This is a genomic window from Mycobacterium sp. 4D054 (assembly GCF_052245755.1).
GTDB lineage: Bacteria > Actinomycetota > Actinomycetes > Mycobacteriales > Mycobacteriaceae > Mycobacterium.
This window is the reverse complement of record NZ_JBQQCF010000011.1, coordinates 73,844-100,231: the sequence shown is the minus strand read 5'-3', so window position 1 is coordinate 100,231 and position 26,388 is coordinate 73,844. Positions and strand designations below refer to the sequence as shown.

At 68.0% G+C, this 26,388-nt stretch carries 21 protein-coding genes; 8 read left to right on the top strand and 13 right to left on the bottom strand.

Annotated features, from left to right (window positions below; translation table 11 throughout):
* Positions 1-17 precede the first annotated feature (17 nt).
* From ACTWP6_RS10875 to ACTWP6_RS10865, 3 genes are all read left to right on the top strand, one after another.
* Positions 18-4,568, top strand: a complete 4,551-nt coding sequence (locus ACTWP6_RS10875) for an ATP-dependent helicase (protein ID WP_443187640.1) — start codon at positions 18-20, stop codon at positions 4,566-4,568.
* Positions 4,568-5,320: an endonuclease VIII Nei2 gene (gene nei2, locus ACTWP6_RS10870; RefSeq protein ID WP_443187639.1), complete on the top strand. Its 753-nt coding sequence runs from the start codon at positions 4,568-4,570 to the stop codon at positions 5,318-5,320. The genes ACTWP6_RS10875 and nei2 overlap by 1 nt, the downstream gene beginning before the upstream one ends.
* Positions 5,321-5,509: 189 nt before the next feature.
* Positions 5,510-6,436 carry a hypothetical protein gene (locus ACTWP6_RS10865; RefSeq protein ID WP_443187638.1) on the top strand — a complete coding sequence of 309 codons (927 nt, stop codon included), beginning with the start codon at positions 5,510-5,512 and terminating at the stop codon, positions 6,434-6,436.
* A gap of 33 nt (positions 6,437-6,469) precedes the next feature.
* On the opposite strand, the gene ACTWP6_RS10860 is transcribed toward ACTWP6_RS10865, so the two are convergent.
* The 3 genes from ACTWP6_RS10860 to ACTWP6_RS10850 form a co-directional block, all read right to left on the bottom strand.
* Positions 6,470-6,895, bottom strand: a complete 426-nt coding sequence (locus ACTWP6_RS10860; protein WP_443187637.1) for a hypothetical protein — start codon at positions 6,893-6,895, stop codon at positions 6,470-6,472.
* A gap of 148 nt (positions 6,896-7,043) precedes the next feature.
* Positions 7,044-8,171 (bottom strand): fatty acid desaturase family protein, encoded by a 1,128-nt coding sequence (locus ACTWP6_RS10855; protein ID WP_443187636.1) that lies wholly within the window; start codon positions 8,169-8,171, stop codon positions 7,044-7,046.
* 99 nt (positions 8,172-8,270) lie between these two features.
* Entirely contained in the window at positions 8,271-9,311 is a 1,041-nt protein-coding gene (locus ACTWP6_RS10850) for a ferredoxin reductase (RefSeq protein WP_260757608.1), read from the bottom strand.
* 69 nt (positions 9,312-9,380) lie between these two features.
* Between ACTWP6_RS10850 and ACTWP6_RS10845 the strand changes: the two genes are divergently transcribed.
* The gene (locus ACTWP6_RS10845; RefSeq protein WP_443187635.1) at positions 9,381-10,049 is read left to right on the top strand and encodes a TetR family transcriptional regulator; all 669 of its coding nucleotides are present in this window, start codon (positions 9,381-9,383) and stop codon (positions 10,047-10,049) included.
* 10 nt (positions 10,050-10,059) lie between these two features.
* Positions 10,060-10,839 carry an enoyl-CoA hydratase/isomerase family protein gene (locus ACTWP6_RS10840; protein WP_443187634.1) on the top strand — a complete coding sequence of 260 codons (780 nt, stop codon included), beginning with the start codon at positions 10,060-10,062 and terminating at the stop codon, positions 10,837-10,839.
* A 143-nt stretch (positions 10,840-10,982) separates the two neighbouring features.
* On the opposite strand, the gene ACTWP6_RS10835 is transcribed toward ACTWP6_RS10840, so the two are convergent.
* The 6 genes from ACTWP6_RS10835 to ACTWP6_RS10810 form a co-directional block, all read right to left on the bottom strand.
* Positions 10,983-12,128, bottom strand: a complete 1,146-nt coding sequence (locus ACTWP6_RS10835; protein ID WP_443187633.1) for an aromatic ring-hydroxylating oxygenase subunit alpha — start codon at positions 12,126-12,128, stop codon at positions 10,983-10,985.
* A 111-nt stretch (positions 12,129-12,239) separates the two neighbouring features.
* Positions 12,240-13,010: an SDR family NAD(P)-dependent oxidoreductase gene (locus ACTWP6_RS10830; RefSeq protein WP_443187674.1), complete on the bottom strand. Its 771-nt coding sequence runs from the start codon at positions 13,008-13,010 to the stop codon at positions 12,240-12,242.
* On the bottom strand, positions 13,010-13,324 hold the full coding sequence (locus ACTWP6_RS10825) for an RNA-binding protein (protein WP_443187632.1): 315 nt from the start codon (positions 13,322-13,324) through the stop codon (positions 13,010-13,012). Before ACTWP6_RS10825 ends, ACTWP6_RS10830 begins: the two co-directional genes overlap by 1 nt.
* A 475-nt stretch (positions 13,325-13,799) precedes the next feature.
* Complete coding sequence (locus tag ACTWP6_RS10820; RefSeq protein ID WP_443187631.1) at positions 13,800-14,663, bottom strand: pseudouridine synthase; 864 nt, start codon at positions 14,661-14,663, stop codon at positions 13,800-13,802.
* Positions 14,660-16,405 carry a glycerol-3-phosphate dehydrogenase gene (gene glpD / locus ACTWP6_RS10815; protein WP_443187630.1) on the bottom strand — a complete coding sequence of 582 codons (1,746 nt, stop codon included), beginning with the start codon at positions 16,403-16,405 and terminating at the stop codon, positions 14,660-14,662. Before glpD ends, ACTWP6_RS10820 begins: the two co-directional genes overlap by 4 nt.
* Before the next feature lie 90 nt (positions 16,406-16,495).
* On the bottom strand, positions 16,496-17,911 hold the full coding sequence (locus tag ACTWP6_RS10810) for an NAD(P)H-quinone dehydrogenase (protein ID WP_260757600.1): 1,416 nt from the start codon (positions 17,909-17,911) through the stop codon (positions 16,496-16,498).
* A gap of 83 nt (positions 17,912-17,994) precedes the next feature.
* Here ACTWP6_RS10810 and ACTWP6_RS10805 point away from each other — a divergent pair, with 83 nt between their 5' ends.
* Complete coding sequence (locus ACTWP6_RS10805) at positions 17,995-18,468, top strand: gamma-glutamylcyclotransferase (RefSeq protein ID WP_260757599.1); 474 nt, start codon at positions 17,995-17,997, stop codon at positions 18,466-18,468.
* 565 nt (positions 18,469-19,033) lie between these two features.
* Here the strand turns inward: ACTWP6_RS10805 and ACTWP6_RS10800 are convergent.
* The gene (locus ACTWP6_RS10800) at positions 19,034-19,414 is read right to left on the bottom strand and encodes a hypothetical protein (RefSeq protein WP_260757598.1); all 381 of its coding nucleotides are present in this window, start codon (positions 19,412-19,414) and stop codon (positions 19,034-19,036) included.
* Between the two features lie 198 nt (positions 19,415-19,612).
* Between ACTWP6_RS10800 and ACTWP6_RS10795 the strand changes: the two genes are divergently transcribed.
* Positions 19,613-20,272 carry an SDR family oxidoreductase gene (locus tag ACTWP6_RS10795; protein ID WP_260757594.1) on the top strand — a complete coding sequence of 220 codons (660 nt, stop codon included), beginning with the start codon at positions 19,613-19,615 and terminating at the stop codon, positions 20,270-20,272.
* A 15-nt stretch (positions 20,273-20,287) separates the two neighbouring features.
* On the opposite strand, the gene ACTWP6_RS10790 is transcribed toward ACTWP6_RS10795, so the two are convergent.
* Complete coding sequence (locus ACTWP6_RS10790; RefSeq protein ID WP_443187629.1) at positions 20,288-23,161, bottom strand: MMPL/RND family transporter; 2,874 nt, start codon at positions 23,159-23,161, stop codon at positions 20,288-20,290.
* 218 nt (positions 23,162-23,379) lie between these two features.
* Here ACTWP6_RS10790 and ACTWP6_RS10785 point away from each other — a divergent pair, with 218 nt between their 5' ends.
* Complete coding sequence (locus ACTWP6_RS10785; protein ID WP_260757592.1) at positions 23,380-23,952, top strand: TetR/AcrR family transcriptional regulator; 573 nt, start codon at positions 23,380-23,382, stop codon at positions 23,950-23,952.
* 81 nt (positions 23,953-24,033) lie between these two features.
* Here the strand turns inward: ACTWP6_RS10785 and ACTWP6_RS10780 are convergent, their stop codons facing one another.
* Entirely contained in the window at positions 24,034-25,209 is a 1,176-nt protein-coding gene (locus tag ACTWP6_RS10780; RefSeq protein ID WP_260757590.1) for a M20 family metallopeptidase, read from the bottom strand.
* Entirely contained in the window at positions 25,206-26,387 is a 1,182-nt protein-coding gene (locus tag ACTWP6_RS10775) for a M20 family metallopeptidase (RefSeq protein WP_260757588.1), read from the bottom strand. Before ACTWP6_RS10775 ends, ACTWP6_RS10780 begins: the two co-directional genes overlap by 4 nt.
* Position 26,388: the final 1 nt, after the last annotated feature.

Below are 26,388 nucleotides of genomic sequence, written 5' to 3'. Positions count from 1 at the left end.
AGGGCACCATGGACGTCATGTCTGTCACCACCGATCCGCTGTCACGCTTCTCCGCGTTGACGCGCGAATGGTTCGCGGGCACCTTCGTCGAGCCCACACCGGCGCAGGCGCAGGCCTGGAATGCGATCGCCGACGGCGACAACACACTGGTCATCGCGCCGACCGGATCGGGCAAGACGCTCGCGGCGTTCTTGTGGGCGATCGACGGGCTGGCCCGTGATCCCGAGGCCACCCGCGGCACCCGGGTGTTGTACGTCTCTCCGCTGAAGGCGCTGGCCGTGGACGTCGAACGCAACCTGCGCACCCCGCTGACCGGCATCTCGCGGATCGCCGAACGTACCGGTGAGCAACCACCGGCCATCAGCGTGGGGGTCCGTTCCGGCGACACCACGCCCAGTAAGCGCCGCGAGCTGATCAGCAAGCCGCCCGACATCCTGATCACCACGCCGGAATCGTTGTTCCTGATGCTGACCTCGGCGGCCCGCGAGACATTGGCCGACGTTCAAACGGTCATCGTCGACGAGGTGCACGCGGTGGCGGGCACTAAGCGGGGCGCCCACCTGGCATTGTCCCTGGAGCGCCTCGACGCGATGCTGCCCCGGCCGGCCCAGCGGATCGGGCTGTCGGCCACCGTGCGTCCACCCGAGGAGGTGGCCCGGTTCCTGTCCGGTGCGGCCCCGACCACCATCGTCGCACCGCCCGCGGCCAAGACTTTCGATCTGACCGTGCAGGTTCCGGTGCCCGACATGGCCAACCTTGAGGGCAACTCGATCTGGCCCGAGGTGGAGCAGCGCATCGTCGACCTGATCGAGGCTCACAATTCCTCGATCGTGTTCGCCAACTCGCGGCGGCTGGCCGAGCGGTTGACCGCCCGGCTCAACGAGATCCACGCCGAGCGGGCAGGTATCGAGCTCGGCGCGCACAACCCCGGGGTGGCCGGCGGCTCCCCAGCCCACCTGATGGGCAGCGGGCAGACCTACGGCGCGGAGCCGGTGCTGGCCCGCGCGCATCACGGTTCGGTCAGCAAGGAGGCCCGCGCGGACGTCGAGGAAGCACTCAAGAGCGGCCGGCTCAAGGCGGTCGTGGCCACGTCCAGCCTGGAGCTCGGCATCGACATGGGCTCGGTCGACCTGGTGATCCAGGTGGAGACGCCGCCCTCGGTGGCCAGCGGGCTGCAACGCATCGGCCGCGCCGGCCACCAGGTCGGCGAGATCAGCCAGGGCGTGCTGTTCCCCAAGCACCGCACCGACCTGATCGGCTGCGCGGTCAGTGTGCAGCGGATGCTGGCAGGCCAGATCGAGACGATGCGGGTGCCCGCCAACCCGCTGGACGTGCTCGCCCAGCACACCGTGGCGGCGTGCGCGCTGGAGCCGGTCAACGCCGAGGCCTGGTTCGACACCGTGCGCCGTAGCGCCCCCTTCGCGACACTGCCCCGCAGCGCGTACGAGGCGACGCTGGATCTGCTGTCGGGCAAGTACCCGTCGACGGAGTTCGCCGAACTGCGGCCGCGCATCGTCTACGACCGCGACAGCGGCACCCTGACGTCCCGGCCCGGCGCCCAGCGGCTGGCCGTCACCTCCGGCGGAGCCATCCCGGACCGCGGCATGTTCACCGTGTACCTGGCCACCAATGCGGACTCCGAAAAGCCTTCGCGCGTTGGAGAACTCGACGAGGAGATGGTCTACGAGTCCCGGCCCGGCGACGTCATCTCCTTGGGTGCGACCAGCTGGCGGATCACCGAGATCACCCATGACCGGGTGCTCGTCATCCCCGCCCCCGGCGAGCCCGCCCGGCTGCCGTTCTGGCGAGGCGACGGTGTGGGCCGGCCCGCGGAGCTCGGGGCGGCCATCGGCGCGTTCAACGGAGAGCTGGCCCGGCTGGACCGGGCGGCATTCGAATCCCGCTGCCAGGAAGTGGGTTTCGACGCATTCGCCACCGACAACCTGTGGCAGCTGATCTCCGAACAGCGGGAGGCCACCTCGGCTGTGCCGTCGGACACCACGCTGGTGGTGGAACGGTTCCGCGACGAGCTCGGCGACTGGCGCATCATCCTGCATTCCCCGTACGGGCTGCGGGTGCACGGGCCGCTGGCGTTGGCGGTCGGCAAACGGCTCTACGAGCGGTACGGCATCGATGAGAAGCCGACCGCGTCCGACGACGGCATCATCGTGCGGCTGCCCGACACCGACGACACCGCCCCCGGCGCAGACATCTTCGTGTTCGAGCCCGACGAGATCGAGCCCCTGGTGACCGCCGAGGTCAGCTCGTCGGCGCTGTTCGCGTCCCGGTTCCGGGAGTGCGCCGCCCGCGCTCTGCTGCTGCCGCGCCGGCACCCGGGCAAGCGCTCGCCGCTGTGGCACCAACGTCAGCGGGCCGCCCAGCTGCTCGACGTCGCGCGCGGTTATCCGGATTTCCCGATCGTGCTCGAAGCGGTCCGGGAATGCCTGCAGGACGTCTACGACGTCCCGATGCTGGTCGACCTGATGTCGCGCATCGCGCAGCGGCGGGTGCGGCTACTCGAGGTCGAGACTGCGACCCCGTCACCGTTCGCGGCGTCGCTGCTGTTCGGCTATGTCGGCGCGTTCATGTACGAAGGTGACAGCCCGCTGGCCGAACGCCGCGCCGCCGCACTGTCTCTGGATCCGACGCTGCTGGCCGAACTGCTCGGCCGCGTCGAGCTGCGCGAGCTGCTCGACGCCGACGTGGTCGCCACCACGGCGCGGCAGCTGCAGCACCTGACACCGGAACGGCTGGCCCGCGACGCCGAGGGGGTCGCCGACCTGCTGCGGCTACTCGGACCGCTGACCACCGACGAGATCGCCGCGCGCTGTGAGCATTCCGAGATCGGCGGCTGGCTGGAAGGTCTGCTGAGCGCCAAACGGGTGCTGCAGGTGTCCTTCGCCGGGCAGTCCTGGTGGGCCGCCATCGAGGACATCGGCCGGCTGCGCGACGGTGTCGGTGTGGCGGTGCCGGTGGGTGTGCCGATGGCGTTCCTGGAGCAGGTGGTCGATCCGCTGGGCGAGTTGCTGTCGCGGTATGCGCGCACACGGGGCCCGTTCACCACCGCCGAGGCGGCCGCCCGTTTCGGGTTGGGGCTGCGCGTGGCCGCCGACGTGTTGGGCCGGCTGGCCGTCGACGGCAAGCTGGTGCGCGGCGAATTCACCGACGTGGCCGCCGATTCCGGGGAGCAGTGGTGCGACACGGAGGTGCTGCGCATCCTGCGCCGGCGGTCGCTGGCAGCGCTGCGGGCCCAAATCGAGCCGGTCAGCACCGCGGCGTTCGGGCGCTTCCTGCCCTCGTGGCAGATGCTCGGCGGCGATACGGTCACCGGTGTCGACGGCCTGGCCGCGGTGATCGACCAGCTGGCGGGAGTGCCGATGCCGGCGTCGGCGGTCGAGCCGTTGATCTTCGGGCAGCGGGTGCGCGACTACCAGCCCGGCATGCTCGACGAACTGCTGGCCTCCGGCGAGGTGCTGTGGTCGGGTGCCGGTTCGCTGTCCACGGCCGACGGCTGGGTCGCGTTCCACCTGGCCGAGACCGCTCCGTTGTCGCTGGCGCCGCCCGGGGAACTCGACCTCACCGATGTGCACCATGCGGTGCTGGGCGCACTGGCCGGCGGCGGAGCGTACTTCTTCCGGCAGCTATCGGTCGACGGCGTCACCGCGGCGTCGTTGAAAGAGGCGTTGTGGCAATTGATCTGGGCGGGATATGTCGGCGGTGACACGTTCGCTCCGGTGCGGGCGCTGCTGGCGGGCACTCGGGGCACCGGTCAGCGCCGGGCGGCGACGCCGTCGCACCGGCATCGCCGGGCTCCCCGGCTGAACCGCTACAGCTTGAGCACGTCGAACCTCAGCGCGCACCGCGACACCGACCCGCCGGTGGCGGGTCGCTGGTCGGCGCTGCCGGTCGCCGAGGTCGACACCACCATGCGCGCGCACTATCAGGCCGAACAACTGCTGGCTCGGCACGGCGTGCTGACCAGGGGTGCCGTGGCCGGTGAGAACTTCCGGGGGAATGTACCCGGCGGGTTCGCGTCGATGTACAAGGTGCTGACCACGATGGAAGAGGCCGGCCGGTGTCAGCGCGGCTATTTCGTGGAGTCCCTCGGCGGCGCGCAGTTCGCGACGGCCAGCACCGTCGACCGGTTGCGCAGCCACGCCGACAGCATCGACGACCAGCAGCAGCACCTGCGCGCGATCGCGATCGCGGCGACCGATCCGGCCAACCCGTACGGCGCCGCGCTGCCGTGGCCGTTACGCGACACTGACGGCGACAAGGCGCACCGTCCCGGACGCAAGGCCGGCGCGTTGGTGGTGCTGGTCGACGGAGAGTTGGCCTGGTTCGTCGAGCGGGGCGGCCGGTCGCTGCTGAGCTTCACCGCCGATGCCGGGATCAACAACGCCGCCGGTGCGGCGCTGGCGGAACTGGTGACGCGGCAACGGGTTCCGGGGCTGCTGGTGGAGCGCATCGACGGTGTGCCGGTACTGGAGTCGCGGGACTCGGTGGTGGCCGAAGCGCTGACGACGGCCGGGTTCTCGCGCACCCCCCGCGGGCTGCGGTTGCGCTGATGCCCGAGGGTGACACCGTCTATCGGGCCGCATGGAAGCTCCGCGAGGCGCTGGAGGGACGTGAGCTGACCCGCTGCGATGTCCGCGTGCCCCGGTATGCGGCGGTGGATCTCAGCGGTCAGGTGGTCGATGAAGTGCTCAGCCGCGGCAAGCACCTGTTCATCCGGGTCGGGCAGGCCAGCATCCATTCGCATCTGAAGATGGAAGGGGCGTGGGTGATCGGCCGGGTCCGGGTGCCGGAGTACAAGATCCGGATCGTGCTGGAGACCGCACAGTCTCGGGCGTCGGGTGTTGATCTGGGTGTCCTGGAAGTGCTGGATCGTGCCACCGACATGGACGCCGTCGCCCACCTCGGCCCGGATCTGCTGGGCCCTGACTGGTCGGCACCGGTTGCGGCGGCCAACCTGATGGCCGACCCGGACCGTCCACTGGCCGAGGCGCTGCTCGATCAGCGGGTGCTGGCCGGCGTCGGCAATGTGTACGCCAACGAGATCTCTTTCGTGTTCGGGTTGCGTCCGAGCACCGCGGTCGGCGAATTGACTGACCCGTTGCGCGTCGTCAACCGGGCCCAACAGATGTTGTGGCTCAACAGAATCCGACTCAACCGCACCACAACGGGTAATACCAGGCCGGGTCAGGATGTGTGGGTGTACGGCCGGGCTGGTCTGCCCTGCCGTCGCTGCAACACGCCGATCGAGACGGACAAGGGCGGCGACCGGGTCACCTATTGGTGCCCCACCTGTCAGCGCTGACCGCCCGCCGGTCCGTGCCTCGCCGAAATCGCATTCCACGCGCCCACCTGTGCATAATTCCAGCGCCACACGCAATCTCGGCGAACCAGTCCGCGCCGAAATCGCATTCCACGCGCCCACCTGTGCATAACTTCAGCGCGGCGTGCAATCTCGGCGAACCGTGTCAGGGGCTGGGTCAATCATTCGACCATGAGACATGTCATCATCGGAACCGAGGCCGTCGCGACCGGCACCGTCACCAGTCACGAACTCAGACGCTGGTACCGCCCGATCTTCCCCAACGTGCACGCACCTGTGGACCGCGAACTCACACTGCGGGACCGGACCATCGGCGCGTGGCTATATTGCAAGCGCGAGGGCATCGTCACCGGGCTGGCCGCGGCCGCGTTACACGGTTCACTGTGGGTCGATGACGCCGTCGACATCGAATTGATTTTCAAGTGTTCACGTTCCCCGGCGGGGCTGGTCGCCCGCAACGAACGCATCGCACCGGACGAGTACCGGGACCTCGACGGTCTGCCGGTGGCAACGCCTGAGCGCACCGCGTTCGACCTGGGGCGATTCCGACCCGACTACGAAGCTCTGGCACGGTTGGACGCGCTCATGCGTTTCCGCCCCTTCGAGATTGACGACATCATGGTGCTCGCGGATCGATACAAGGGCGCACGCGGAGTTGCCCGGCTCAAGGCACTGCTCCCCTACGTCGACGGTGGCGCCGAGTCACCGCGAGAATCGTGGTGGCGAAAGCTGCTCATCGACGCCGGCTTCCCCACGCCCGCCACCCAAATCCCGGTCGTCGACGAAGACGGCGTACACGTCCGCACCCTCGACCTGGGTTGGGAGAGCTTCAAAGTCGGGCTTGAATACGACGGCGACCAACATCAGTCCGACCGCCTGCAGTACCTCAAGGACCGGCGCGTCCTGCCTGAGCTTCGCCGCCTCAACTGGCATGTCACCTCAGTCGTCAAAGAAGACGATCCCGTCCTGGTGATCAACCGGCTGAACGCAGCCATGCGCTCGCGCGGCTGGCGAGGCGCGGTGCAGATCCCGTCGTACGCGTACGCCTACGCACGCCGTCTCACCGAGATTGCGCACAGTGTGCCCGCTTCGGCGTAACGACCGCAGGGAATGCGAGTTCGGCAGGCGGTGCTAAACCGTGCAGTCGACTCCCGCGACATCGGTGGCGATCACGCACGCCGACGAGTTGGACAGCTTCCACGCGCCGTCCTGATTCACCCAGTAGATGTTGTGGGTCTTGGTGCCGAAGATGGGAATGGTCACCGCGAGCTGCGCGTCGAGCTGGTCACCGTTGAGCACGGGGTTCTGCACCTGCCAGTTGACCATGCCGCCATAGGTGTTCAGGCGATTGGCGATACTGTCGGCGGTCGGCACGGCCGACTGCCCGCCGGCCAGCTTGGCGGCCCGTTCGCTCGCCGGCGCTCCGGTGTTGAGCACCTGCCGCAGCTCGGCGGTGAGCTGGCCGGCATCGGGCACCGACGGCTCGGCCGACGCCACCCCGACGCCGCCCAACGCACCTGCAGCCACCACCGACATCGCCGCCAACGCAGCACGCATGAATTGCTTCCTTCCGCACAGAGGGTCCGACCCAGCCCACACCCCACCATGCAACCCTCCACGCCACAAGACCTACGTCCCCGGCGCGAAACGCGCGTATCCACGCGGCCCCTCGCGTAGGGCCGCGTGGAATACGGTCTCAGGGGGGTCAGAACGGCAGGGCGAACTTCACGATCTTGCGCACCACCGTCGCGAACTGCCGTGGCAAAGGCCCGGTGTTGTAGGGCACGCCGTAGCGCTCACAGATCTCCCGCACCTTCGGCGCGATCTCGGCGTGCCGGAACGCCGGAATGTCCGGAAACAGGTGATGTTCGATCTGAAAGCTCAAGTTGCCGGACAGGATGTGAAACAGCTTCCCACCGGTCAGATTGGCCGAGCCGAGCACCTGCCGGAAATACCACTGTCCACGCGTCTCGGCTTTAGTCTCCTCGATGGAGAACTCCTGGACATCCTCGGGGAAGTGCCCGCAGAAGATGATCATGTACGCCCACACGTTGCGCATCAGATTGGCGGTCAGGTTGCCGGTGAACACCCACGGCGCGAACGGGCCGGCCAGCAGCGGGAACGCGACGTAGTCCTTGAGTGTCTGCCGCTTCGTCTTGGCCCAGATCTCGCGCAGAATCTCGCGCTTGTCGGTCAGGGTGATCTCACCGGCGGCGATCTTCTCGCTCTCCAGCTCGTGCAACGCCACGCCGTACTGGAACAGCACCATCAGCAGGAACGCGTACACCGGGTTGCCCAGGTAGTACGGACGCCACTTCTGGTCGGAGCTCATGCGCAGGATGCCGTAGCCGATGTCGCGGTCGAGCCCGACGATGTTGGTGTAGGTGTGGTGCATGTAGTTGTGCGAGTGCCGCCACTGGTCGGCCGGGCAGGCGGTGTCCCACTCGAAGCCACGGCTGGAGATCGCCGGGTCGCCCATCCAGTCGTACTGGCCGTGCATGACGTTGTGGCCGATCTCCATGTTGTCGATGATCTTGCTCAGCCCCAGCATCGCGGTTCCCGCCAGCCAGAACGGCGGAAAGATGCCGCCGAACAGCAGAGCGCGGCCGCCGATCTCAAGTCCGCGCTGCGCCTTGATCATTCGCCGGATGTAGGTGGCGTCGCGCTCGCCGAGGTCGGCGATCACGCTTTCCTTGAGCGCGTCGAGTTCCCTGCCGAATGCCTCGGCCTGCTCGGGGGTCAGGGTGACGGTCTTGCCGGCGACGGTCTTGGTGATGGTCTGTTGCGTCGGGGCGGCCGGGTTGGTGGTCGGGGTTTCCAGGACTTCGGTCATGATCTCCCTCTCAGTTTGGTCAGTTCTCGGGCGGGCGCCGAGATCGCGTCCAGCGCGGCGATTCGTCCACTTGACGCGCGTGGAATGCGATTTCGGCGGTTATAGGTCGACGTCGACATCGCCGGCCGGCGCCGACACGCAGATCTGGATGTCCTCCTCCTCCGTCGACGACAGTGCTCCGGTGATGACGTTGCGCACCGCACCGCTGGTCTTGCGACGAGTGCACGAGAAGCAGATGCCCATCCGGCATCCACTCTCCGGGGTCAGGCCCGCATCCTCGGCCTGGTCGAGCAGCGGACGGCCGTCATCGACGACGTCGAGTCCGCTGCCGGTGAATTGCACTCGGCCACCGCTGGATTCGCCGGTGAACACCGGTGGCACGAAGCTCTCCGCGACGGAATCGGGGTAGACGCCCCGGACCGCGTCGACGAGCGCGGGCGGTCCGCAGACGAACACCGCGTCGGCGTCGAACACGCGGTCGGTGAACCGCGGCGGCAGATCGGATCCGGTCGTGTCGCGGGTGTACCCGTGCAGGACGCGCACATTCGGCATCACCGCGGCGATCTCGGCGAGCTCGTCGCGGTAGCACGCCTCCGGTGCCGAACGCGCGTAGTGCACGAACGTCACCTCGCCGGCGTGCCGGCGGGCGCGCAGCGTTCGCAGCATCGACATCACCGGGGTGATGCCGCTGCCGCCGGAGACCAGCAGCAGGCGTCCCGGGGTGTCGGGCAGTGTGAACTCGCCGGCGACGGAGTCCAGACCGACAACCATGCCCGGCCGGGCGTGCTCGAACAGATAGGACGACACCAGTCCGCCGTCGTGGCGGCCGACGGTCAGCTCGATATGCCGATCGGTCTCGGCGTTGGCCGGCGAGTAGGGCCGGGTGCGGCGGCGGCCATCGATGTCGACGGAGACATTGATGTGCTGACCGGCCCGGAACCCCGTAAATGCTCGGTTGGGCGCCAGGGTCAGCGTCACACTGCGCGGCGTGCTGCGCCGCACGGCGACCACGCGGGCACGGGCGTGGCCCCGTGTCCATGTCGGGTCGACCAGCTCGGTGTAACGGTCGACGCCGTGCGGACCGGTCAGCAGGTCCAGCAGCGCGGACCTGCGCACCTTCGTGAGCGTTTCAGTGAACATATGTACACCGTGCGCGCCCAGGGCCGGGCAGGTCAAGAGATCGCTGCAGCGTGTGGTAGGTTTCACACAGTGAACAGTCGTACGCCCAGCTCACGATCGGGTCGGTCCCGGTCTCGCGAGAAGGAGACGCTGTCACGCGAGGAACGCAAGGAGGCCACCCGGCGGGCGATCGTCGCGGCGGCGCTGCGCCTGCTCGCCGAACGCAGCTTCAGTGGCCTGAGCCTGCGCGAGGTCACCCGGGAGGCCGGCATCGTTCCGGCAGCGTTCTACCGGCACTTCGAGTCGATGGAAGCGCTCGGCCTCGTGCTGATCGACGAGTCGTTCCGGGCGCTGCGCGAGATGCTGCGCGGCGCGCGGGCCGGCAGACTCGACCCGAACCGGGTGATCGAGTCCTCGGTGGACATCCTCATCGACAGCGTGCAGCAGCGCCGCGAGCACTGGCGCTTCATCGGCCGCGAGCGTTCAACCGGCGTCACGGTGCTGCGGTATGCAATTCGCACCGAAATACGGCTGATCACTTCGGAATTGGCGATCGACCTGGCGCGCTTCCCCAACCTGAACACCTGGAGCAGCGAGGACCTCAACATCCTCGCCAACGTGTTCGTCAACAGCATGATCGCCATCGCCGAATCCCTCGAAGACGCCACCGACCCGGCCAGCGTCGCCGAAATCCGCCGCATCGCGATCAAGCAGCTGCGAATGATCACTGTCGGCGTGGCGGGCTGGCGCAGCGGTTAACGTGACGGGCATGTCGTCCGTCGTCGAAGTCACCCACCCCAGGCCCGAAATCTCCGTGGTCACCCTGAACCGGCCGGACAAGCTCAACGCGCTGTCCCATGAGCTGGTCGAGGGCCTGCACGCCGTGCTCGACGGCCTCGCCGCCGACAACACGTGCCGCGTGGTGGTCCTCACCGGCGCCGGACGCGGGTTCTGCGCCGGACTGGACCTCACCGCGCCCAACCCCGAGCAGACCGGCGGCGGCACCGAATTCCCCCGCTCGGGCATGCGGTGGCAGGAACGCATCGCCGACCTGACGGCGAAGATCCATCGGCTGCGGCAACCGGTGATCGCGGCGGTCAATGGAGTCGCTTACGGCGGCGGACTCGGGATCGCCGCGGCCTGTGACATTCGGGTGGCGTCGCCGTCGGCGCGGTTCTGCACGCAGTTCATCAAGCTAGGACTCGGGGGGTGCGACATCGGCGTGAGCTACACGCTGCCCCGCATCGTCGGCGCCGGCCCTGCCTTCGACATGATCCTGACCGCGCGTGCGGTCGACGCCGACGAAGCGCTGCGGCTCGGTCTGGCCTCACGGGTGGCCGACCCGGCACTGGACGAGGCGCTGTCGATTGCCGAAACACTCTGCGGATACGGAAAGTTCGGCGTCGAATCGACCAAGCAGGTGCTGTGGGCCAATCTCGAGGCGTCCAGCCTGGAGGCCGCGCTGCATCTGGAGAACCGCAGCCAGATCCTGGCCTCGACCAGCGGCGAGATGCGCGAGATGGCCGCCACGATTCTCCGCAAGTCCTGACCTCGTCCGCCAAGGGGGCTCAACCCGGCAGCCCGGCAGCCCGGCAGCCCGGCCCTGCCGAAATCGCATTCCACGTGGCCAATTTCGCCCTGAGGCCGCGTGGAATGCGATTTCGGCGGAAACCCGGCGGACAGGAGCCGGGGTCAGGCGAGGGCGACGCCGAGCTCGCCGGCGAACACTCGGATCATGTGCTGGACGCCGATCTCGTTGCGGCCGATCAGCATGTGATCGTGCTGACCGTGCCGCACCCCTTCCCCACACTGGGGCAGCATCACGAAGTCTTCGTCGCGGACGGCGGCGTGCACCTGGTTGTAGATCTCGTCGTAGAACGCGCGCTGCGCGTCGTCGGCGGCGGGATACCGGGCCATCCAGCTGTGCCGGACCGTGCAACGGGTCGGCTCGCCGGCGGGCAGGATGTCGATGATCTCCACCCCGACCGGGCTGTTGGCCAGGATCAGGTTCGGGTAGATCCAGTAGATGACACCCATCCGGAGCACGGGATCCCAGTCCTGCGAGGGGTTGTCGTTCAGCTCGGCGATGTTGTTGAACGGGAAGCCGATCCGGTGATGGCGCCCCCACTCGTCATAGACGTGGGTGTTGGCCACCGTGTTGAGCCCGATCACGCTCTGCCCGTGCACATAGGGGAAGTGGTACCCCTCGGCGAAGGCCTCCAGGGCACCCTTCCAGCTGGTCTCGGACTCGAACTCGCGGTCGTCGTGGTACCCGTACGTGCGGTAGTTCCACTGCTCGAGTTCTGCGGCGAAGCCGCCCAGATGGGTGTCCAGGTCGATGTCGGCGCCGGCGGTCAGCACCGCCCACACAAACCCGAACCGCTCCTCGTTGGGTAGTTCGACCAACCCGTAACCCTCCGGGTCCACCTCGGCGAACCCGGCTTTGCCCGGGATACGCACCAACTTGCCCGCCGAGTCGTAATTCCAGGCGTGATAAGGGCATACGAAGCGACGGGAGTTCCCGCTGCCGCAGGCCGGCATCGCGCCGCGGTGGCGGCAGTAGTTCAGGAACACGTGCGCCACGCCGTCGGCGTCGCGGGTGACCAGCAGCGAGTCGCCGAGCACCGACCGCACCACGTAGTCGTGTCTGTTCGGAATCTGACTGCCCGGCACGATGGCCAGCGGGGTGCGCCGCAGGATCGCCGACTCTTCGATCTCGGTGATCTTCGGATCGCGGTAGTAGTGCAGCGGCACCCGCAGCACCGCGTCGGCCATGTCCGTCGTCTTTGCGTTGACCAGCGCCAGTCCGCGTTCGGTCAACGTCCGGTCGAGCGTCATGCCAGTGACCATACACCTACGACATTGCGTATGGCCACGATGCCGCCGAGATTGCGCCCGGTGCGGGAAAACGGGCCCGAGGGCCGCGTGGAATGCGATTTCGGCGGAGGGTCAGCGTGGGGTGCCTCCGCCGTCGGCGATGATCACCTGACCGGTGATGTAGCTGCCGGCGTCGGAGGTCAGAAGCAGTGCCGCGCCGACCATTTCGTCGGCGGTCGCCAAGCGACCCATCAGCGTGCCGCCAACCATCCCGTCGATGGCCTCCTGCGGGTTCTTGCGCATCATGTCGGTGTCCACCGGTCCGGGAGCCAGCGCGTTGACCCGGATGCCGTGATGTACGAACTCCGCGGCCATGGACCGGGTGAACGACATCATCGCGGCCTTCATCGACGCGTAGATCGACAGCATCGGCGCGAAGATGAACGCGCCCACCGACACCATGTTGAGCACCGCGGCATGCTCACTGGCCTTCAGGTGCGGCAACGCCTCCTGCACGAGCAGCACCGGCCCGCGCAGGTTGACCTCGAACGACTTGGTCAACGCGTCGACGGTCATGTGTCCGAACGGTTGCGCGAGCGGGTTGGCGGCATTGTTGACCAGCACGTCGACTCCGCCGAACTCGGACACGGTGCGCTCCACGAGCGTCCCGAGGTCGTCGACCTCGCCCAGGTGGGCAGGGATCCCGATCGCGGTGCCGCCCAAGCCACGCAGGTGTTGCGCGGCCTGCTCGCAGGCGTCGGCCTTGCGGCTGGCCACCACCACCCGCGCGCCCGCCAGCACATAGCCCTCGGCCAGCGCCAAGCCGATTCCGCGGGTGCCGCCGGTGACGATCACGGTCCGGTCTGTCATGTCGAACAGCCGGTCGAAGGAAGCGCGGTCCACTAGATGCATCCACCCACGCTGATGCGCCGGCCGACGTCGGCGCAGACGCTGACGTTGGGCGCAGGGACGTACACCGGCGGTGGCGGGGGCGGCGGCGGGGGCGCGCCCGGCGGCGGCGGTGGCGGGGGCGGCGGCGGGGGTGGCGGCGCCAGGGCCTCGTTGAGCTCAGAGAACGGATCGGCGCAACCGGTGATGTCGACGTGGACTCCGCCGACGGAACCACACACCGCCCCGTAGGCCGGAGCGGGGATCAGCACCGGGACCGACGCCCCGAGAAACAGCGACGCGGACGTGACCAGCCAGCTCTTGCGCAACTGCACTCCTTGTCGTCTCCGGTGCCCGTCACCGCAGACAGGCTGATTGTGACAGTCGGGCCGCCCACCCCGCGGCCGAACCCGCCCGATCCGCTCCCGCGGCCGCACCGACCGGGTCGGCACCGTGATTTGCCATCTGGGCGCGAATCAGAACGGATCTCGTATATCTGCACAGCATCTGGCCGGTTCTGGTATCCCGCCGCTCCGCGCGCCGACGTAGCCGACAGTGTCACCAGGTGCGCAAAGGCCCGTCAACAGGGGTCGCCAAGCACAATGCCTAGTCAGCGCCAAGATTGACGATGATGTCTAATCGCTCAGCGAACTGTTGACAGATGAAGTACATTTTTCCACTGTGCGTCGCTAAGGCGCCGGGCGACGCACGTGACACGGGAGCGGGAACGCTGCCGACGGTGTTCGTGTGCGCTCAGATCGCGATAGAGCGATCTTCGAGGGGAGTCGCGATCTGAGCGCACATTCAGATCGTCCGCCCGCTGGTGAACCGCTGTTGGACGCCCGTCACCGGGTCGGCGAACGTCAACGTATGCGCCAGGAGCTTCAGCGGGGTCGAGAAGTCCCCGGCCGCCACGTCGATCACCGAGGGGTACAGCGGGTCGCCATCGATCGGCAGTCCGAGTGAGTTCATGTGGACGCGCAACTGGTGGGTGCGCCCCGTGCGCGGGGTCAGCCGGTAGTGACCGTCACCGCAGCTCTGCACCAGAGTCTCGGCGTTCGGCTCTCCCGGCTCCTCCAATGCCTGTAATCGGCTGCGCTGCTTGACGATCCGGCTGCGAACCGTCACCGGAAACTCCCGCTGCGTGGGCGCCGACGACCGCGCGAGGTACGTCTTGGCCGCCTCGCCGCGCGCGAACATCGTCTGATAGGCGCCGCGGACCGCGCGATGGGTGGTGAAGACCAGCACCCCGGCGGTCAGCCGGTCCAGCCGGTGCGCGGGGCTGAGTTCGGGCTCGTCGAGTTCGCGGCGCAGCCGGACCAGCGCGGTTTGCGCGACATGCCCGCCGCGCGGCATGGTCGCGAGGAAGTGCGGTTTGTCGACGACGACGAGGTTGTCGTCCCGGTGCAGGATAGGCATGTCGAACGGCACCGGTACCTCGTCGGGTAGGTCACGGTACAGGTAGACCACCGAATTGGGTTGCAGCACAGTGGCTGCCGTCACGGTAGTGCCGTCAGCGGTGAACACCTCGCCGTCGAGCACCTTCTGCGCCGCTGCCTGACCGAACCGGTCGGCGAACTCCACCAGCACCGCACCGCCGCGCAGCCGCACCCGCGCCGGTCCGAGCCCGTCGCGCACCGGAAGCGGTGCGGGGCGGGGGCGCCTCAATTGAGCGGCACCGGCTCGAGGATCTCAGCGCGCGCCTCCGGGGCAGCGGCGCGCAACGCGTCGGCGGACTCGTCGTCGGGCTGCGTCTGCGAGAGCACCTCGGCCTCCACCCGCGCCAGGTAGGTGTCGACCTCCCGGTCGACGTCATCGGCACTCCAACCCAGCACGGGCGCAACGATTTCGGCGACCTCGCGGGCGGAGTCCACGCCCCGGTGCGGGTACTCGATCGAGATCCGCATCCGGCGCGCGAGGATGTCCTCGAGGTGCAGCGCTCCCTCCGCGGCCGCAGCGTAAGCGGCTTCCACCTTCAGATACACCGGCGCCTCGGTGATCGGCTCGAGCAACTCCGGCCGGTGGTCGGCCAGCGAGAGCACCTCGCCGATCAGCGACCCGTACCGGTCCAGCAGGTGCCGAACGCGATACGGATGCAGACCGTAATGCGCACCGACACTTTGGGTTTGGTTGATCATCGCGAAGTACCCGTCGGCGCCCAGCAGCGGCACCTTCTCGGTGATCGACGGCGCCACCCTGGTCGGGATGAACTCGGCGGCCGCGTCGATCGCGTCCTCCGCCATCACCCGGTAGGTGGTGTACTTGCCGCCGGCGATCGCGACCAGACCGGGGGCGGGCACCGCGACGGCGTGCTCGCGCGACAGCTTGGAGGTCTCCTCGCTCTCGCCGGCCAGCAGTGGCCGCAGTCCGGCGTACACCCCGTCGATGTCGTCGTGGGTCAGCGGTGTGGCCAGCACCTTGTTCACCTGTCCGAGGATGTAGTCGATGTCGGCCTTGGTCGCTGCCGGGTGGGCGAGGTCGAGGTTCCAGTCGGTGTCGGTGGTGCCGATGATCCAGTGCGTGCCCCACGGGATCACGAACAGCACCGACTTCTCGGTGCGCAGGATGATCGCGACCTCGCTGACGATGCGATCGCGGGGCACCACGATGTGCACGCCCTTGGATGCGCGCACCCGAAACCTGCCGCGCTGCTTGGACAGTGCCTGGATCTCGTCGGTCCATACCCCGGTGGCGTTGACCACGACGTGCCCGCGCACCTCGGTGACCGAACCGTCCTCGGAATCGCGCACCCGCACGCCGGTGACCCGGTCACCCTCCCGCAGCAGCGCGACCACCTGCGTCGACGTCCGCACCACCGCGCCGTAGTGCGCGGCCGTGCGCGCCACCGTCATCGTGTGGCGGGCATCGTCGACGACGGTGTCGTAATAGCGGATTCCACCGACCAGCGAGCTGCGCTTGAGTCCCGGCGACAGTCGCAGCGCACCCGAGCGGGTCAGATGCTTCTGCGCGGGAACGGATTTCGCGCCACCGAGCTGGTCATAGAGGAAGATACCGGCGGCGACGTAGGGCCGCTCCCACCACCGGTTGGTCAACGGGAACAGGAACGGCAACGGCTTCACCAGATGCGGCGCCAGCGTTGTCAGCGACAGTTCGCGTTCGTGCAGGGCTTCGCGCACCAGGCCGAACTCGAGCTGTTCGAGGTAGCGCAGCCCGCCGTGGAACATCTTGCTGCTGCGACTGGAGGTGCCCGAAGCGAAATCGCGGGCCTCCACCAGCGCGACCTTCAGGCCGCGGGTCGCCGCGTCCAGTGCCGCTCCGGCGCCGACGATGCCGCCGCCGATGACGATCACGTCGAACTGTTCGCTGCCGAGCCGTTCCCAGGCACGGACCCGCTGATCAGGGCTCAGGAAGGTCTGGCTGTTGCCCGGAGCGGGGATCGGGTCACCCACGTAAACCGGCTCCTCGTTACTCGTCAGTACGGGTTGTCGCCTCCCAGGCTAGCCGGACGACGATCAAGCGGCGAGGAACGAGCCGCGTGCTCAGTCCAGATCGTCGTGGGCCATCAGCCGGCGCGCGGCTTCCACGATCGACCCCGACAGCGACGGATACACCGACAGCGTCTGCGCCAGATCGGTCACCGAGATGCGGTTCTGCACGGCCAGCGCGATCGGCAGGATCAGCTCCGAGGCGATCGGAGCGACCACCACGCCGCCGATCACCACCCCGGTGGCGGGCCGGCAGAAGATCTTGACGAAGCCGTGCCGCAGCAGCGACATCTTCGCTCGGGCGTTGGTGCTCAGCGGCAGCATCAAGGTGCGGGCGGGCACACTGCCGTCGTCGATCGCCGACTGCGGGATGCCGACCGCGGCGATCTCCGGCCGGGTGAACGTCGCCGAGGCCACCGTGCGCAGCCGGATGGGCGACACGCCCTCACCGAGCGCGTGGTACATCGCGATGCGGCCCTGCATCGCGGCCACCGAGGCCAGTGGCAGCAGCCCGGTGCAGTCGCCCGCGGCGTAGATTCCGGCGGCCGGGGTCCGCGACACCCGGTCGACGGGGATGTAGCCGCCGGGTTTGAGATCGACGCCGACTCGTTCCAGGCCCAGCCCGGAGGTGTTGGGCACCGAGCCGACGGTCATCAGTGCGTGGCTGCCCTCGACGACGCGTCCGTCGGCTATGGCGACCCTGACGCCGGTGTCGGTGCGGGTCACCGAGTCGGCGCGGGCGTTCTTGACCAGCGTCACGCCGCGCTCGTTGAACACCTCCTCCAACGCGGCCGCGGCGTCGGAGTCCTCGTGGGGCAGGATCTGGTCACGGCTGGCCACCACCGTCACCGTCACGCCGAGCTCGGTGTAGGCGTTGCAGAACTCCGCGCCGGTCACCCCGGAGCCGACGATGATCAGGTGCTCCGGCAGCTCGGTCAGGTCGTACACCTGGCGCCATGTCAGGATCCGCTCGCCGTCGGGGATTGCGTTGGGCAGCACCCGCGGGCTCGCGCCGGTGGCGAGCAGCACGACGTCGGCTTTGAGTACGCCGACCTTGCCGTCGTTGGTGGTGACCTTCACCCGGTGGTGCGCCATGCCGGCGATGTCGTCGACGAGCTCTCCGCGGCCGCCGATGATCGTGACGCCCTGGTTGAGCAGTTGGCTGCCGATGTCGGCTGACTGCGACGCGGCCAGGGTCTTGACGCGGTTGTTGATCTGCGGGAGCGAAATCCGGGCGTCGTCGATGCCGATGTCGTAGCCCAGGCCCTGGGCGCGTCGCAGCTCGGTGCGCACACCGCTCGATGCGATGAACGTCTTCGACGGCACACAGTCATACAGCACGCACGCCCCGCCCAGACCGTCCTGGTCGACCACGGTCACCTGAGTGACGTCGCGTCCCCGCGCGGCCGCGACCAGAGCCGCCTCGTATCCCGCTGGTCCTCCGCCGATGATCACGATGCGCGTTACCACGTTCTCAACCTAGGGCACGGAGGTGGCCGAGGCGTTCAGACACATGCTCCGCCCGATGGCGGCCGGGCGTCTAAGCTTCTCGCGTGCCGATCTACGCCGCCTACGGATCGAATATGCATCCCGAACAGATGCTGGAGCGGGCTCCGCACTCCCCGATGGCCGGGACGGGCTGGTTGCACGGATGGCGGCTGACGTTCGGCGGCGCGGACATCGCCTGGGAGGGCGCGCTGGCCACGATCGTCGAGGACCCGAACTCGAAGGTATTCGTCGTGCTCTACGACGTGACCAAGGAGGACGAGGAGAACCTCGACCGTTGGGAGGGCTCCGAACTGGGCTTCCACAAGAAGATCCGGTGCCGGGTGGAACGCACCTCCTCAGACACCGACACCGATCCGGTGCTGGCGTGGCTGTATGTGCTCGACGCCTGGGAGGGTGGTATCCCGTCGGCGCGGTATCTCGGCGTGATGGCCGATGCGGCCGAGATCGCCGGGGCGCCAGCTGAATACGTGCACGATCTGCGCACGCGCCCCGCGGGCAACGTCGGCCCCGGCGCGTAGGCGTCCTTTCCCTGAACCGCGCGTCGACCGAACCCACGTGTCGGTGCCCAGGCCTCGTCCGGGCCCCGGTTCCGCCGCGTCACCCGCGAAATCCTCGGGGCCGCCCACCCGTCGTCCTGGTGAGCGTCGGATCGCAAACTCCGTGACTGTTGACGGCTGGCCGGGAGTCTCCGGGCGTTGTCAACCACGTGGCAAACGCACTGGTGTCGTCCACGCCACGGATGCCAGGTCGACGGCATCGGCGAAAGTCCACCGTCGCCGGCGCTCCGCGCGTGCGCAGGTTCCGCGCGTCACCGCTGTCCGGGCGACAACTCAGCCTGAAACCCATCGCTGTTGACGGCGCCCAGTCACATACTCGCCCGTTGGTGACCGCGATGGGGCCCTACCCGGACTCGAAATCGCACGCGTACAACGCGGGTGCGGGGCCCGGGCGAAACATCGCGTCACTAAGTCCGCAGCGAATGCGACGTCGCTGTGCCTCAGCGCTCGTCGATCCCCCGAAGTGGGGCCACAACTGAACGTCACAGTGGGGCCAGCTCACATTGACATTGCCAGGTCCCTCTTCTCAGCTTTCATGGGCGCGAGGCTTGCCCATCGACCTGAGCATTTCCAGCATGCCGTGAAGGTGAGCGACCGCAGTCTCGATGTCGTAGTAGTTGCGTTGCCCTGCTCGGGACTCGGCCGCCAGAAGCCCGCAGCGATGAACGTCGTGGAAGTCGCCGTACGGAAACTTGTAACGGCCCTTGCGGTTCTCGTCCTGCAGGTCGTCGATCCCCAGATACCATTTGGAGTACTCCGCGATCCCGCACTTTTCGATGAACTCGTTCTCCTGCCGGGCCGACGGCTGATGCTCGCTCCATGCATCGCGGTCGTCGATCACACAACTGCCCGCCTCTATCAACTCCTGCGCATGCCTGTATGCCCTGTCGTTCAGTTTGACCGTCATGAATACACATTCGCTGTCACGGCAGCTCCTACCTTCGTCCCGGCGCGCCAGAATTTGTCACGCATGGTTCTCCTAGCGGGGTGAAGCCGCCTGTCGGCAATCGATTCATCGCCTTACTGTGACCTTATTTTTCTCTTAGTTTTCTTAAAAAGGGTGTAAGGTGGCCCGCAAGCGTTCGTCGCAAGGGAAGGAACCCGCATGCTGCAATCACCTGAGCGGATCGTCCTCATCACCGGCGCGTCGCGCGGCGTCGGCGCCGCAGTCGCCCAGCGGGTCGCCGCCCCGAACACCCACGTCCTCGTCCAGCATCGCGGAAACGCCGAGCGTGCCGAGTCCGTGGCGCAGGCCGTCCGCGACGCGGGCGGGGATGCATCGACGATCGCCGCCGACATCTACGACGAATTCGCCGTCGCGGCGATGATCGACACCATCCGCGCACGCTTCGGCCGACTCGACGTCCTCATCCTCAACGCCTCCGGCGACCTGGAGATGGGCGCCGGACCGAGCCACGCCATGCGGGCCAAAGGCGATGCCCAGCGCCGCCTCGCCACGCTGGCGATGCCGTTGATGCCTGCCGGCGCCCGGATCGTGTTCGTCACCAGCCATCAGGCGCACTTCTACCCAAACAAGGCGGTGCCGAAGGGCTACGCAGGCGTCGCCGCGAGCCAGCGGGCCGGCGAAACCGCGCTGTACGCACTGCGCTACGAGTTCGCGCACGCGGGAATCGGTTTCACCGTGGTCTCCGCCGAAATCACCCAAGACATCGTCATGGTGCCGGCCATCGCCGACGCGGCGACCGCCGCACGGCCGACCGGGATCGTGTACGTCGGCGGCACGGGTCACCTGATGACCGCCTGAATCGCGGCCGCAGAACTACCCGCCGGTGGTGTCGGCGACGCGCGGTCGCGGTGCGGGCCACGGGGCCGGAACCGGGCGGTAGCGGATCCGCTGCGGCCACCAGAACCACCGGCCCAGCAGCGCCGCGATCGACGGCGTCATGAACGACCGGATCACCAACGTGTCGAAAATCAGGCCCATGCCGATCGTGGTGCCCACCTGGCCGATGATCGTCAGATCGCTGACCGCCATCGTCATCATCGTCAGCGCGAAGACCATGCCGGCCGCGGTGACCACCGAGCCACTGCCGCCCATCGTGCGGATCAGACCGGTCTGCAGGCCCGCGTGGATCTCCTCCTTGAGCCGGGCCACCACCAGCAGGTTGTAGTCCGCCCCCACCGCCAGCAGGATGATCACCGCCATCGGCAGCACCATCCAGTGCAATTCGATGCCGATGATGTGCTGCCACACCAGAACCGACAGCCCGAACGATGCGCCGAGCGACAGCACCACCGTGCCGACGATCACCGCGGCGGCGATGATCGCGCGAGTCAGGATCAGCATGATGATGAAAATCAGTCCGATGGCGGCGATTCCGGCGATCAGCAGGTCGTAGCGGGTGCCGTCGGCCATGTCCTTGAAGGTGGCCGCGGTGCCGCCGAGATATATCTTCGACCCCTCCAGCGGCGTGCCCTTGATCGCCTCCTTGGCAGCCGTCTTGAGCGCGTCGATCTTTCCGATGCCCGCCGGCGAGAGCGGATCACCCTCGTGGGCGATGATGAACCGCACCGCGTGGCCGTTCGGTGAAATGAATTGCTCGATGCCGCTTTGGAAGTCGGCGTTCTCGAAGGCCTCCGGCGGAAGATAGAACGAGTCGGCGTTCCAGGCGTCGTTGAACGCGTCGCCCATCGCGCCGGCGTCGGCCTGCATTTCGGCACCAGCTTCCAGCTGGCTGTTCTGGGTCTGATACTGCGTCAGCATCATCTCCCGCTGCGACTTCATCGTCGCGATCTGCTGCGGCATCAGCGCGACCATCTCGGGCATGATCGCGGCCATCCGCTCCAGGTCCGGGACCAGGTCCTGGACATTGTCGGTCAGCAGATTCGTGCCGTCGATCAGGTCGAACAGCGAGCGCATCGAGTGACACACCGGGATGTTGTAGCAGTGCGGTTCCCAGTAGAAGTAGTTGCGGATGGGCCGGATGAAGTCGTCCAGATCGGCGATGTGGTCCCGCAATTCGGTGATGTCGGCCGCCATGGTCTTGGTCTTGGCGACCATGCTCTGCGTGATCTCCGCCATCTGACCCATCAGGCTCTGCATCTTCTCCATCGTGTTGATGGTGGTCTGCAGCGACTCCGCCTGGACGAGCATGTCGTCCATGCGGTCAAGCATGTACTTCTCGTTGAGCTGCTGGGTAGTGCCCTGCCGGCTCATGGCGTACGGGATCGAGGTGCTCTTGATCGGTGTGCCGTCCGGGCGGGTGATGGTCTGCACCCGTCCGATGCCCTCGACGGCGAACAGCGCCTTGGCGATTTTCTCGATCACGATGAAATCGGCCGAATTACGGAGATCGCGATCGGTCTCGACCATCAGCATCTCGGGGTTGAGCCGCGCGGGCGAGAAGTGCCGTTCGGCCGCGGCGTACCCGACGTTGGATTGAATGTCGGCGGGCAGGTAATTGCGGTCGTTGTAACTGGTTTGGTAGCCGGGCAAGGCCAGCAGCCCGATCAGCGACACCGCGACGCTGGCCACCAGGATCGCGCCGGGCCACCGCACGGTGACGGCGCCGATCTTGCGCCAGCCGCGAACCCGCATGGCGCGTTTGGGTTCCAGCAGCCCGAACTTGCTCGCGATCGTCACCACCGCCGGCCCGAACGTCATCGCCACCGCGATCAGCACCAGCATGCCCAGCGCCAGCGGCACCCCGAGGCTCTGGAAGTACGGCAGCCGGGTGAAGCTCAGGCAGAACGTCGCGCCGGCGATGGTCAGACCGGAGCCGACGATCACATGCGCGGTGCCGCCGAACATCGTGTAGTAGGCCTCTTCGGCGGTCGCCCCCGAAGACTTGGCCTCCTGATAGCGGCCGACCAAGAAGATCGCGTAGTCCACCGCGATCGCGATGGCCAGCGTCACCAGCAGGCTGGTCGCGAACGTCGAAAGCCCGATGATGTCGTGGAACCCGAGGAACGCCACCACCCCCCGCACCGTCATCAGGCTCAGCCCGACCATCACCAGGATCAGCAGCGTGGTGACGATGGAGCGGAAGAACAGCACCAGCATGATCGTGATGACCAGGAAGGTCAGCGCCTCGACCATCCGCATGCTGCTGTGGCCGGCCTCCTCCTGCTCGGCGGCCAGCGCCGACGCGCCAGTGACGTAGGCCCGCACTCCGTCGGGGGGCTGACTGTCGTACACCAGGTCCTGGACCGCGCGCACCGACTCGTTGGCCAGCGCCTCGCCCTGGTTGCCGGCGAGATAGACCTGAAAGTAGGTGGACTTGCCGTCAGCGCTCTGGGCGCCGGCCGCGGTCAGCGGGTCGCTCCAAAGGTCCTGGACGTGCTCGACGTGGGTGGTGTCGGCTTCCAGCCCGCTGATCAGGTCGCTGTAGTACGCGCGGGTGTCGTCGCCGAGGGGCTGCTCCCCCTCCAGCACGATCATCACCGAGCTGTTGGACTCGTACTCCTCGAACACCTCGCCGATGTGTTCCATCGAGATGACCGCGGGGGCATCGTCGGGACTCATCGACACCGACCGGAGCTTGCCGACCTCTTCGAGCTGCGGCACCGAGATGTTGAGGAAGGCGGCCAGCGCCACCCAGATCAGGATGATCGGGATCGAGGATCGGCGGATGAACCGGGCGACGCCGTAGAAGTGTGGCTTGTGCTGACTCTCTTCGCGCAAGCGGCTCATCGGCATCCGTCCACCGGCGACTCCTCCAGAGAGTTACTCGAAAGTCGTTACGGCACAGCCGCCCTCGACAGGAAGTTAGCGAACTACCGAGCTACACTAACCAATCGGCTAACTGGGCACAAGCCGATCGGCTAACTAGTGGCATGGCACGGAATCGGTCCGCACTGTGACGTGGGATACAGTTCGGCCCGGTTCGTCCGTGCGGCGGAAGGGGGACGATGGCCAAACCGGTGGCGACCCGCGGCTTCGCACGCGAGCGGGTACTCGACGCGGCACTGGCGCTTTTCGCCGACCACGGGGTGAGCGGCACGTCCCTGCAGATGATCGCCGACCGCCTCGGCGTGACCAAGGCCGCGGTCTACTACCAGTTCCACTCCAAAGACGAGATAGCGCTGGCGGTCGTCAAACCGGTGTACGACGACATCGAACACTTGCTGCGGATCGCCGAGACCTTGCCCTCGGCGGCGGCGCGGCGCAGCGTGTCGATGGCCGGCCTGGTGGAGTTGATCATCCGGCACCGTCGCATCTCGAGCGTGTTCTACGGCGACCCGACGGTGCATCGATTGCTCGAGGATTACGACGACTTCCGCCGCATCGGCGAGCGGCTCGCCTCGGTGCTGCTCGGTCCAGACCCCAACAACGCGACGCGGGTGGCGATCTCGATGCTCAGCGCCGGGGTACACGGCTGCGTCACCGACCCGACGATCGCCGACCTCGCCGACGCCGAGCTCCAGCAGGTGCTGCTGGACCTGACGAAGAAGTTCCTCGACGTGTGCGTGCCGACGGACTGACCCGGCCCGCGAGCGTGCGCAAACTTTGGAATTTCCCCGGCATGGCGCCCGCAGACACGCACGCTCGCGCGGAATAAGGGACTAGGGGGCGGCGGCGCTGCGCTCGACCAGGTTGACCATCAGCCGCACCCCGACTCCGAGGGCGCGCTCGTCGAGGTCGAACGTCGGCTGATGCAGATCCAGCTGTGGCCCCTGTCCGCTCCACACCCCCAGCCGAGCCATCGCGCCGGGCACCTCCTCCAGGTACCAGGAGAAGTCCTCGCCGCCGCCGGATTGCAGGGTGTCGGCGAGCACGTCGGGGCCGATCGCCTCGATCGCGTGGGTCATGATGCGCGTGGAGATCTCCTCGTTGACCACCGGCGGCACCCCGCGGCGGTACTGCACCACGTGCTCGATGCCCAGCGGCGTGAGTAGCGACGAGATCGATTCGTGCACAATGTCTTCCAGCGTCAGCCAGGTTTCCCGGCTCGCGGTGCGGATGGTGCCGGTCAGCGTGCCGGTCTGCGGGATCGCGTTGGCGGCCATCCCGGCGTGCACCGCACCCCACACCATCACCGTGCTGTGGCGCGGATCGATGCGCCGCGACAGCACACCCGGCACCCCGGTGATCAGCGTGCCGAGACCGTAGACCAGGTCGCCGGTCAGGTGCGGGCGCGAGGTGTGCCCGCCCGGCGAGTGCAGGGTCACCTCGACGTGGTCGGCGGCCGAGGTGATCGGCCCTGCCTTCACCGCGACCCGTCCGACGGGCAGATGCGGATCGCAGTGCAGCGCGAAGATCCGGGACACCCCGGTCAGCGCGCCGGCGGCGATCGCGTCGATCGCACCTCCGGGCATCAACTCCTCGGCGGCCTGGAAGATCAGCCGCACCCCGATCGGCAGCTCGGCCTCCGAGGCCATGGCCAACCCCGCGCCCAGCAGCACGGCGGTGTGCCCGTCGTGGCCGCACGCGTGAGCGACGTTGGGCACCTCCGACGAGAACGGCAGGCCGGTGCGTTCGGCCATCGGCAGCGCGTCCATGTCGGCGCGCAGCGCCACCCGCGGCGCGTCGTCGGGCCCGAAGTCACACGTCAGGCCGGTCCCCCCGGGCAGCACCTTCGGGTTGAGGCCGGCGTCGGCCAGCAACGACGCGACGAACTGCGTCGTCGCGAACTCCTGGCGCCCCAGCTCGGGGTGCCGGTGCAGGTGCCTGCGCCAGCCGACGAGGTCGTCGTAATGCTCGCTGAGCCACCGCGCGGCGGCGTGCTTCAACACGCTCATGACGCGCGCCTCTCCCACAGCTCGAGCACCCGGCCCCGTTCGGTGTTCGACTCGGCCAGCGCAACCACGGTGCGCGCCAACATGATCGACCCCTCGATCACCGCGGTGTCGGCGCTGGCGTTGACCGCCGCCGCGGCGAACTCCGGCTGGTGGATCGACGCGCCGCCGGCGTCGATGCCGACGACCGGATGAATCCCGGGCATCACCTGCGTGACGTTGCCCATGTCGGTACTGCCCAGCGGCACCGACGCCTCCAGCTCGGTCGGCAGCGGGGTGCGACCGACCCGGGTCATCTCGGCGCGGAACGTCTCGGCAAGCCACGGATCGGGGGCCAGTTCGGCGTAGGCCGGCGCCGTGTCGGTGACGATGTGCTCGCACCCGGTGGCCACCGCGCCCGCCGCGAAGCACCCGGCCATCCGGGATTCCAACGCGCGCAACGATTCCGAGTTGGTCGCCCGCATCGTGTAGCGCATCTCGGTGTGTCCGGGGATGACGTTGGAAGCCTGCCCGCCGTCGGTGACGATGCCGTGCACCATCTGGCCGGGCGCCAGCTGCTGCCGCAGCAGTCCGATCGCCACCTGCGCCACGGTCACCGCGTCGCCGGCGTTGAGCCCGAGATACGGGGCGACCGCGGCGTGAGACTCGCGACCGGCGTAGCCGATCGTCATCTCCGACAGCGCCAGCGACCGGGCGGCCGCGATGTCGACGGGCCCGGGGTGCAGCATCACCGTCGCGACGATGTCGTCGAACACCCCCGCGTCGAGCATCAGAGCCTTCCCGCCGCCCAGTTCCTCGGCCGGGGTGCCGAGCAGCACCACCGTCAGACCGAGCGCATCGGCGACCTCGGCCAGCGCCAGCGCGGTGCCCACCGCTGACGCCGCGATGATGTTGTGCCCACAGGCGTGCCCGATGTCGGGCAGCGCGTCGTACTCGGCGCAGACACCGACGACCAGCGGCCCGCTGCCGAAGACGGCGCGGAAGGCGGTGTCCAGGCCGGCGACGCCGGCGGAGATCTCGAACCCGCGCTCGGCGACCAGGGCCTGGGTCTTGGCGCAGCTACGGTGCTCCTCGAACGCCAGCTCGGGTTCGGCGTGGATGGCGTGCGACAGCTCGACCAGGTCGACGCGGCGGCGGTGCACTGCGTCTTCGACGCAGGTCGACGCGGCGGCGGTGGGCATG

Coding starts and splice junctions, on each gene's coding strand:
- ACTWP6_RS10875 (WP_443187640.1), top strand. CDS start 18: ATGTCTGTCACCACCGATCCGCTGTCACGCTTCTCCGCGTTGACGCGC.
- nei2 (WP_443187639.1), top strand. CDS start 4,568: ATGCCCGAGGGTGACACCGTCTATCGGGCCGCATGGAAGCTCCGCGAG.
- ACTWP6_RS10865 (WP_443187638.1), top strand. CDS start 5,510: ATGAGACATGTCATCATCGGAACCGAGGCCGTCGCGACCGGCACCGTC.
- ACTWP6_RS10860 (WP_443187637.1), bottom strand. CDS start 6,895: ATGCGTGCTGCGTTGGCGGCGATGTCGGTGGTGGCTGCAGGTGCGTTG.
- ACTWP6_RS10855 (WP_443187636.1), bottom strand. CDS start 8,171: ATGACCGAAGTCCTGGAAACCCCGACCACCAACCCGGCCGCCCCGACG.
- ACTWP6_RS10850 (WP_260757608.1), bottom strand. CDS start 9,311: ATGTTCACTGAAACGCTCACGAAGGTGCGCAGGTCCGCGCTGCTGGAC.
- ACTWP6_RS10840 (WP_443187634.1), top strand. CDS start 10,060: ATGTCGTCCGTCGTCGAAGTCACCCACCCCAGGCCCGAAATCTCCGTG.
- ACTWP6_RS10835 (WP_443187633.1), bottom strand. CDS start 12,128: ATGACGCTCGACCGGACGTTGACCGAACGCGGACTGGCGCTGGTCAAC.
- ACTWP6_RS10800 (WP_260757598.1), bottom strand. CDS start 19,414: ATGACGGTCAAACTGAACGACAGGGCATACAGGCATGCGCAGGAGTTG.
- ACTWP6_RS10795 (WP_260757594.1), top strand. CDS start 19,613: ATGCTGCAATCACCTGAGCGGATCGTCCTCATCACCGGCGCGTCGCGC.
- ACTWP6_RS10790 (WP_443187629.1), bottom strand. CDS start 23,161: ATGAGCCGCTTGCGCGAAGAGAGTCAGCACAAGCCACACTTCTACGGC.
- ACTWP6_RS10785 (WP_260757592.1), top strand. CDS start 23,380: ATGGCCAAACCGGTGGCGACCCGCGGCTTCGCACGCGAGCGGGTACTC.
- ACTWP6_RS10780 (WP_260757590.1), bottom strand. CDS start 25,209: ATGAGCGTGTTGAAGCACGCCGCCGCGCGGTGGCTCAGCGAGCATTAC.
- ACTWP6_RS10775 (WP_260757588.1), bottom strand. CDS start 26,387: ATGCCCACCGCCGCCGCGTCGACCTGCGTCGAAGACGCAGTGCACCGC.